This window comes from Micromonospora sp. NPDC023814 (assembly GCF_040639595.1).
Lineage (GTDB): Bacteria > Actinomycetota > Actinomycetes > Mycobacteriales > Micromonosporaceae > Micromonospora.
This window is the reverse complement of the sequence record NZ_JBFAAF010000145.1, coordinates 1-6,160: the sequence shown is the minus strand read 5'-3', so window position 1 is coordinate 6,160 and position 6,160 is coordinate 1. Positions and strand designations below refer to the sequence as shown.

4 protein-coding genes and 3 pseudogenes are annotated in these 6,160 nt (G+C 68.2%); all 7 read right to left on the bottom strand.

Annotated elements, in window-relative coordinates; genetic code table 11:
• Nucleotides 1-144: 144 nt before the first annotated feature.
• Nucleotides 145-611, bottom strand: a pseudogene (locus AB0G14_RS34360) (transposase family protein); the annotation flags it as partial.
• Nucleotides 612-627: 16 nt separating this feature from the next.
• A complete protein-coding gene (locus AB0G14_RS34355; RefSeq protein WP_357704753.1) occupies nucleotides 628-891 on the bottom strand; it encodes a transposase in 264 nt (87 codons plus the stop codon).
• A gap of 16 nt (nucleotides 892-907) precedes the next feature.
• A complete protein-coding gene (locus AB0G14_RS34350; protein WP_357704751.1) occupies nucleotides 908-1,654 on the bottom strand; it encodes a transposase in 747 nt (248 codons plus the stop codon).
• A 247-nt stretch (nucleotides 1,655-1,901) separates the two neighbouring features.
• Nucleotides 1,902-2,306, bottom strand: a pseudogene (locus tag AB0G14_RS34345) (transposase family protein); the annotation flags it as partial.
• A 199-nt stretch (nucleotides 2,307-2,505) separates the two neighbouring features.
• Nucleotides 2,506-3,195: a hypothetical protein gene (locus tag AB0G14_RS34340; protein ID WP_357704749.1), complete on the bottom strand. Its 690-nt coding sequence runs from the start codon at nucleotides 3,193-3,195 to the stop codon at nucleotides 2,506-2,508.
• Nucleotides 3,196-3,435: 240 nt separating this feature from the next.
• Nucleotides 3,436-4,587: a lytic polysaccharide monooxygenase gene (locus tag AB0G14_RS34335; protein ID WP_357704747.1), complete on the bottom strand. Its 1,152-nt coding sequence runs from the start codon at nucleotides 4,585-4,587 to the stop codon at nucleotides 3,436-3,438.
• 251 nt (nucleotides 4,588-4,838) lie between these two features.
• Nucleotides 4,839-6,105 (bottom strand): annotated as a pseudogene (locus tag AB0G14_RS34330) (IS256 family transposase).
• Nucleotides 6,106-6,160: the final 55 nt, after the last annotated feature.

Genomic DNA, 6,160 nt, shown 5'->3' with positions numbered 1-6,160 from the left:
CAAACTCGTCGAACGACCCACCGCCGAACTCGACACGACCGACGCCGCAGCCGCCTGATCAAGATTTCTCATCCACAAGTCTTGACTATTGCTCAGCCCGACCACCACGAAGCCATGATCCACATCGCCATGATCATGACAATGTCACGCCGACTCGCCCGCACCGGCAACTGGTAACCAAAGTTTCCGGACGCTCACTGAGTGACGGTCGTTCTCGACGGCGTGTAGGACGAGGATGGCCTGGACGATCGCGGTGGCGCGTCGTGGGCAGCAGTGCAGCTTGGTCAGAATCTTCCAGGTCTTGAGGGTGGCGACGGCGCGTTCGCCGACGGCTCGGATTCGGGCGTGGCCTCGGTTGACGGCCTTCTGGCGTCGCGGCAACCGTGGCCGGTGTCGGTGGCGTTTGAACGGGGTCCGGGTGGTGCCGCCGGCGCCTTGTAGCCCTTGTCTGTGAAGGTCATCACCGCGCGGCTGGTCAACGCGTCGACGAGACCGACGGTTCGCGCGGCGGTCAGGTCGTGGACCGCGCCGGGCAGGGCGGGTGAGACCCAGACCAGCCGGCCGGCGGGATCGGCCAAGACCTGCACGGTCATGCCATGTCGTTTGTGCTTGATGCCCCTATGTTCGTCAAGTGGGAGCGGTCGTGGGTGTTGCGGTGATGGTTTTGAAGATTTCGCGGGCGATGTAGCGCTTGAGGCAGCGGAGGATGTCTCGTTTGGTGCGGCCGTCGGTGGTGCGGCGCTGAACGTAGGCGCGGGTGCGTGGGTCGGCGCGTAGCCGGGTCAGGGCGATGCGGAAGAGTGCGGCGTTGGCTTGCCGGTTGCCGCCGCGGTTGAGGCGTCGTCGCTGGGTTTTGCCTGATGAGTGCTCGATCGGGCTGACGCCGCACAGCGCGGCGAAGGAGGCCTCACCGGTGAGACGCTCGGGGTTGTCGCCGGCGGCGATGAGCAGGGGTGGCGGCGCTGTCGTGGCCGACGCCGAACAGATCGAGCAGCTTGGGTGCGGCGGTTCGGACCTCGGTGGTGATAAGTCGTTCCAGTTCCCGGATCTCGGTGGTGAGGTGCTCGATGCGTCGGGCGAGGAGGCGCAGCGTCCGGCGGCTGGCCGCGATCGCGGTGCTGGCGGCGGCGGGTTCGAGGTGGACGCAGTGCTGCACCTGGGCGCGGGTACTCAGGCCGGTGAGCTGCTCACGCAAGGCGGGATCACCGTTGACGATCACACCTTTGAGCTGGTTGATCGCTTGGGTACGGGACTTCACCGCGGAGTCCTTGGCGAGCTTGTAGTACCGCATGGCTTCCATGGCGCCGTCCGCGGTCTTCGGGATGACGGTGGCCTGCCCCGAGAGCACCGCCCGCGCGGCCGCTTCCGCGTCGACGGTGTCACTCTTGCCGCGGCGCCGACGCATCGAACGATCTGGGCGGTTCACCTCGATCACGGCGACGCCCTTGGCCCGCAAGAACCGCGTCAGCCCCGCGCCCCACGAGCCGGTTCCTTCGACCCCGGCCACGACCGTGTCACCGAATCCGTGCGCCCAGGACAACAGCTGCTGGTATCCGGCGATCGTGGTCGGAAACGAGCAGGTAGCCAGCGTCGCGCCGTGAGCGCTCAAGGCTACGACGACATGAACGTCCTTGTGGGTGTCCACCCCGATCATCACCTGACCGCCAGGGCTAGGTACATGCGGGTCGGACAGGGGCGCGGGCGTGGTGGGCACAGTGGCTACTCTCCCGGTTCGGCAGCTGGCGGATGGCTGGCCTCGGACCAGGTGGCGGTCAGGACTGTGACGGTGCCCGTTCGCGAAGGCCCCTATCGGGACACGCCCTGCCGGTCCGAAGCATCACACGCTGCCGCGGGATCCGATCGACAGATCAAACACAGGGCACCGATGGCCAACCGGAGTACGGGTCAGATCGGACCCGCAGCAGCGCACCTCGATTCTCACAGCCCGAGTAGTAGGGGCGTTGGTCGGCGACCCGGTCGATCGGGATCAGCGTGCCGTCGAGGATGGCATACGCCAGCCGGGCGGCCCGGCACATCGCGGCGGCGAGGTCGTCGGCGCAGGCGGCGAGCAGGTCGAGGGCCTCGCGTAGGTACCGCCACACGGTGGCCACCGACACCTCGAAGCCGGCCGCGAGGCGGGTCAGGGTGTCGCCGTTGCGCAGGTGGGCCAGGGCCATCAGCGCCTGTTGCTGCGCGGGCAGCCTGCGCCAGCGGCCGCCGAGCGCGCGGCGCCGGTCGCGGATCAACTCGGTCAGGCGGGTCAGGCTGCGCGTGGACAGCGGAATGCTGGCAGGATAGGTCAGCAACGGAGCTCCCATGCTGGGCAGTGCGTCTTGGTCGACTGCTGTCCTACCGGGAGCTTCGTCCTATCCGGAACATCGACACGCCGCCACTGCTTGCCTGGTCAACCGCCCTTGATCATGATGAAAAGGGCTCAGTCAACACGGGCGTGCCTTCCCGACCGACGCGCCAACGTCGGCCGTGCTCGAGACCTACACGAATCGATCACCGGGAACGTACGCCCCTTCCCGACCGATCCACAGGTCTCGAGCATTCCTCTGGGTCCGCCACCTCGGCCAGACTTAGCGCCCGCCGGATGCGGAGGACAACCAGAGCCCCGGCCAGCAGAAGCACCATCAGGGCGAGAGCCCCGATGCGGGAGCCGAGCATGGTGGAGATGCCGGTCGACGTGGGACGGGCATCGGCTGGCGGCCGGAACTCGGGGCTGACCGGCCCGACGCTGATGGCCGGGGTGGGTGTGGATTCGCGGTTCGGTGCGGACGGGACGGTCGGCTCGGCGCCCTTTGGTGGAGTGCCCACCCTGACCCCGCTACCATTGGCGTCGGCGGGGAGCATCAGGATCCAGCCGGGGCGCAGCCCCACCATCGGATCGGTGAGCCTGCCGCCGTCGGGCTGTGGTCGGTCCTTGTTGAGGTCGAAGATCTCGCGGTACCGCTTCCCGTTGCCGAGGGTTATCACCGCCACCTGGTAGAGGTACTCTGGGTGGCCGTTCACCGGTGCACCCACGACGTAGTACCTGACCGGGGCCGCGAGCGCCTGCTGGAGCGGCATGGTCATCCCGGCCGGGGCCAAGCGGGGCAGCACGGCCCTCGCAACGGGGGCGGGCGCCAACACGGCCGTCGTCACCACCGTGAACACCAGCGTCCGCCACCAACGGATGCAAATCTTCCGCACGTCAGTACGACGGACGGAGCCAACCCCGCGTTCACGTGTGGTCCGGCTGTCGATGGATGCTCGGTCAGAATGCGGTCGGGCCCGTCCGGTTGCTGTAGTTGTCCGAGCTGCCTCGGTCACGGAGGACACGAGCAGCGAATCCACCACGAAGCGGCCGACGGAGAGGTCCGCCGGCCGCTTCCTTCCCCTTGGGCCTTCCGAGGCCCCGTCGGCGGTTGGTGCCGTCAGCGAAGCCCAGGGTCACACCATGGGTTCCCAGAGTGCCGGGGTTCGGGTGGGCTCCCATCCGGGCAGGGCGGTGTGCCCCTGCCGACACATGTAGACGACACCCTGGTAGCTCACGTGCGCGCCGACGGCGTAGCTGACCTGTACCTGCCAGGAGGGGACGCCACCGGATCCGGCGACCGGCACGGCGTGCCAGAGTCCGGGCACCCGGGGCGGCTCCCAGCCGAGCTGCGCGGTGTGGCCCAGCGCGGCAACATACGTCACGCCCTGATAGCTGACCTGCGCGCCGGTGGCGTACGTGGTTCCAGCCAGCCAGGTGGTGACGCCGGTCGACGGCTGGCGCTGCGGAGCGGGCTGGTTCGGGTCGGAACTGTGGGTGTGCGGCGGCCCCGGGCTGGCCCCGTCCCCCGGTGCCTCCCCGAGCTCGATCGGGCGCGGTGGCTCGCTTGAGGACGGCTGTTCCGGCGACGGCGAGCCGGTCGGGGAGGGGCTCTGCGGGGCCGGCGAGACCGGCACCGGTGCGCCACCATCGCCGAAGACTACGTCGGAGCATGCGTAGAAAGCCTCTGGACTGTCCGAGCGCTGGTAAATTGTGTAGATGAGGTGCCGGCCACGCTTGTCCGGCAACTTCCCGTTGATCTTGAACAGCCCGCCCTCCAGGGGCGGCTGCTCCGCCCGCAGGAACGGCTGCGCCTCCAACGACGACCACGCAAGCGGCTGGCTCGGGTCGTAGCCGTCCTTGGTCACATAGAACTCGAAGACTCCATTGTGCGGCGCAGTCCCCTCCCAAAGGAACTGATAATTGCCACTGGACGGCAGGCTCGTCGTCGTCCAGTCAGCTCGGGGGAGGTCAAGCCCCTTGAACACCGGGTTGCCAGCGCTGCAGAGCTCTCCGTCGGGAACGATCTCACGGTGTCGGCCAGCGGCGTTGGAGATCAGGACGCCGTTCCAGTCGTACATCGCCTGCGCGCCGCCGGCCGCCTTGACTGCCTTGCACCCGTCTGAGCGGGGTGCCTCCGGCCCCTCCTGGTAGCAGAGGTAGATCCGGCTCGGCGGGGACTGCATCGAGCCGTGCGCCGACGCCTGTGGATTGCCCATGCTAATGACGCCGACTAACACGGCGGTGCCGGCGAGCACGGCCGACGCGATGAAGGCGCCCGGCTTCATCAGATGTGCCCACCTGGTCAACGTGGTCCGTTCGCCCGCCTGCACGGGCAGCGCCGGTCCATCATCAACTCGGTACCACCCATCATCATGTCCCACCGGTGGATCCGGGAGGGACATCCCGCGACCAAACCTCAGTTTCATCACACGCTCCTCGTCACTCACGGACGACGGTGGGCCGCCGCTTCCACACATGACGAGCGGCGGAGCGCCCTGGTTCGAAAGATCGTCAAGACCTGTGGGTGAGGTAGTTGCTACGCGGTTGCGGTGTCTTCGGGTCGTTCGACGAGGCGGCCGTTGACGAAGGTCGCGCCGGCGCGGACCAGTGCGACGAGGTGGGGTGCGTTGACTGCTCGCCACCGGTCTTGTGCGGCTTCGATGAGTTTGAACGCCATGGCGAGGCCGGCGGCGCGGCTGCCGGGGCCCTTGGTGACGCGGGTGCGGTGCCGGACGGTGGCGAAGGTCGACTCGATCGGGTTCGAGGTGCGTAGGTGCATCCAGTGCTCGGCCGGGTAGTCGTAGAAGGCGAGCAGTTCGTCGAGGTCGTCGGTGACCTTCGCGACGGCCTTGGCGAGCTTCGCGCCATACAGGCCCGTAAACCGTCTCGCGGCGAGTTGGGCGTGGGGCTTGTCCTCGGCGCCCCAGATCTCGGCCAGGGCGGCCTTCGCGCCCGGGTGCGCGGACTTGGGTAGCGCGGCGAGGACGTTGGCGGTCTTGTGGAGCCAGTCGTGCTGCTCTCGGGCGTCGGGGAACACCTCGCGCAGCGCGGCCCAGAACCCCAGCGCGCCGTCACCGACGGCGAGGACAGGGGCGCGCATGCCCCGGCGGGCGCAGTCGCGCAGCACATCAGCCCAGGAGCCGGTCGACTCGCGGTAGCCATCGGCCAGGGCGACCAGTTCCTTGGTGCCGTCCGCGCGCACGCCAACGATGACCAACAGACAGAGTTTGTCCTCGTCCAGGCGCACGTTGACGTGGATGCCGTCGGCCCACACATACACGTAGTCGACCTGCGACAGGTCCCGCTTGCGCCAGGCGTGGTAGTCGTCGGTCCACTGCCGGGTCAACCTCGTGATCGCCGCCGCTGACAGGCCGGCCGCCGAGCCGAGGAACTGCTGCAACGCCGGCACGAAGTCCCCGGTCGACAAGCCGTGCAGATACAGCAACGGCAACACCTCGGCGACCTTCGGGCTCTTGCGGCACCACGGCGGCAGGATCGCCGATCGGAACCGCCGACGCTGCCCGGTGACCGGATCGGTGCGCTTGTCGTTGACGCGCGGCGCCCGCACCTCGATCGGCCCGGCACCGGTCATCACCCTCCCGCGGCTGGACGTGGCCGTTGCGAACCACCAACCGCCGGCCCCGCTCGTCGCGCTCGTGCGCCAACTCGGCCAGATAGGCGTCGACCTCGGCCTCCAACGCCGCGGCCAGCATCCGCCGCGCACCTTCGCGAACGATGTCATCCAGCAGCGAGACGCCCTCTAACTGGGCGTTTTGATCTTGTCTATTCACGCTTGGCCGGATTCGGTCAAGCGATGCCGGCCCAGCAGAGTGATCGCGTTGCGGATACCGTCACCAT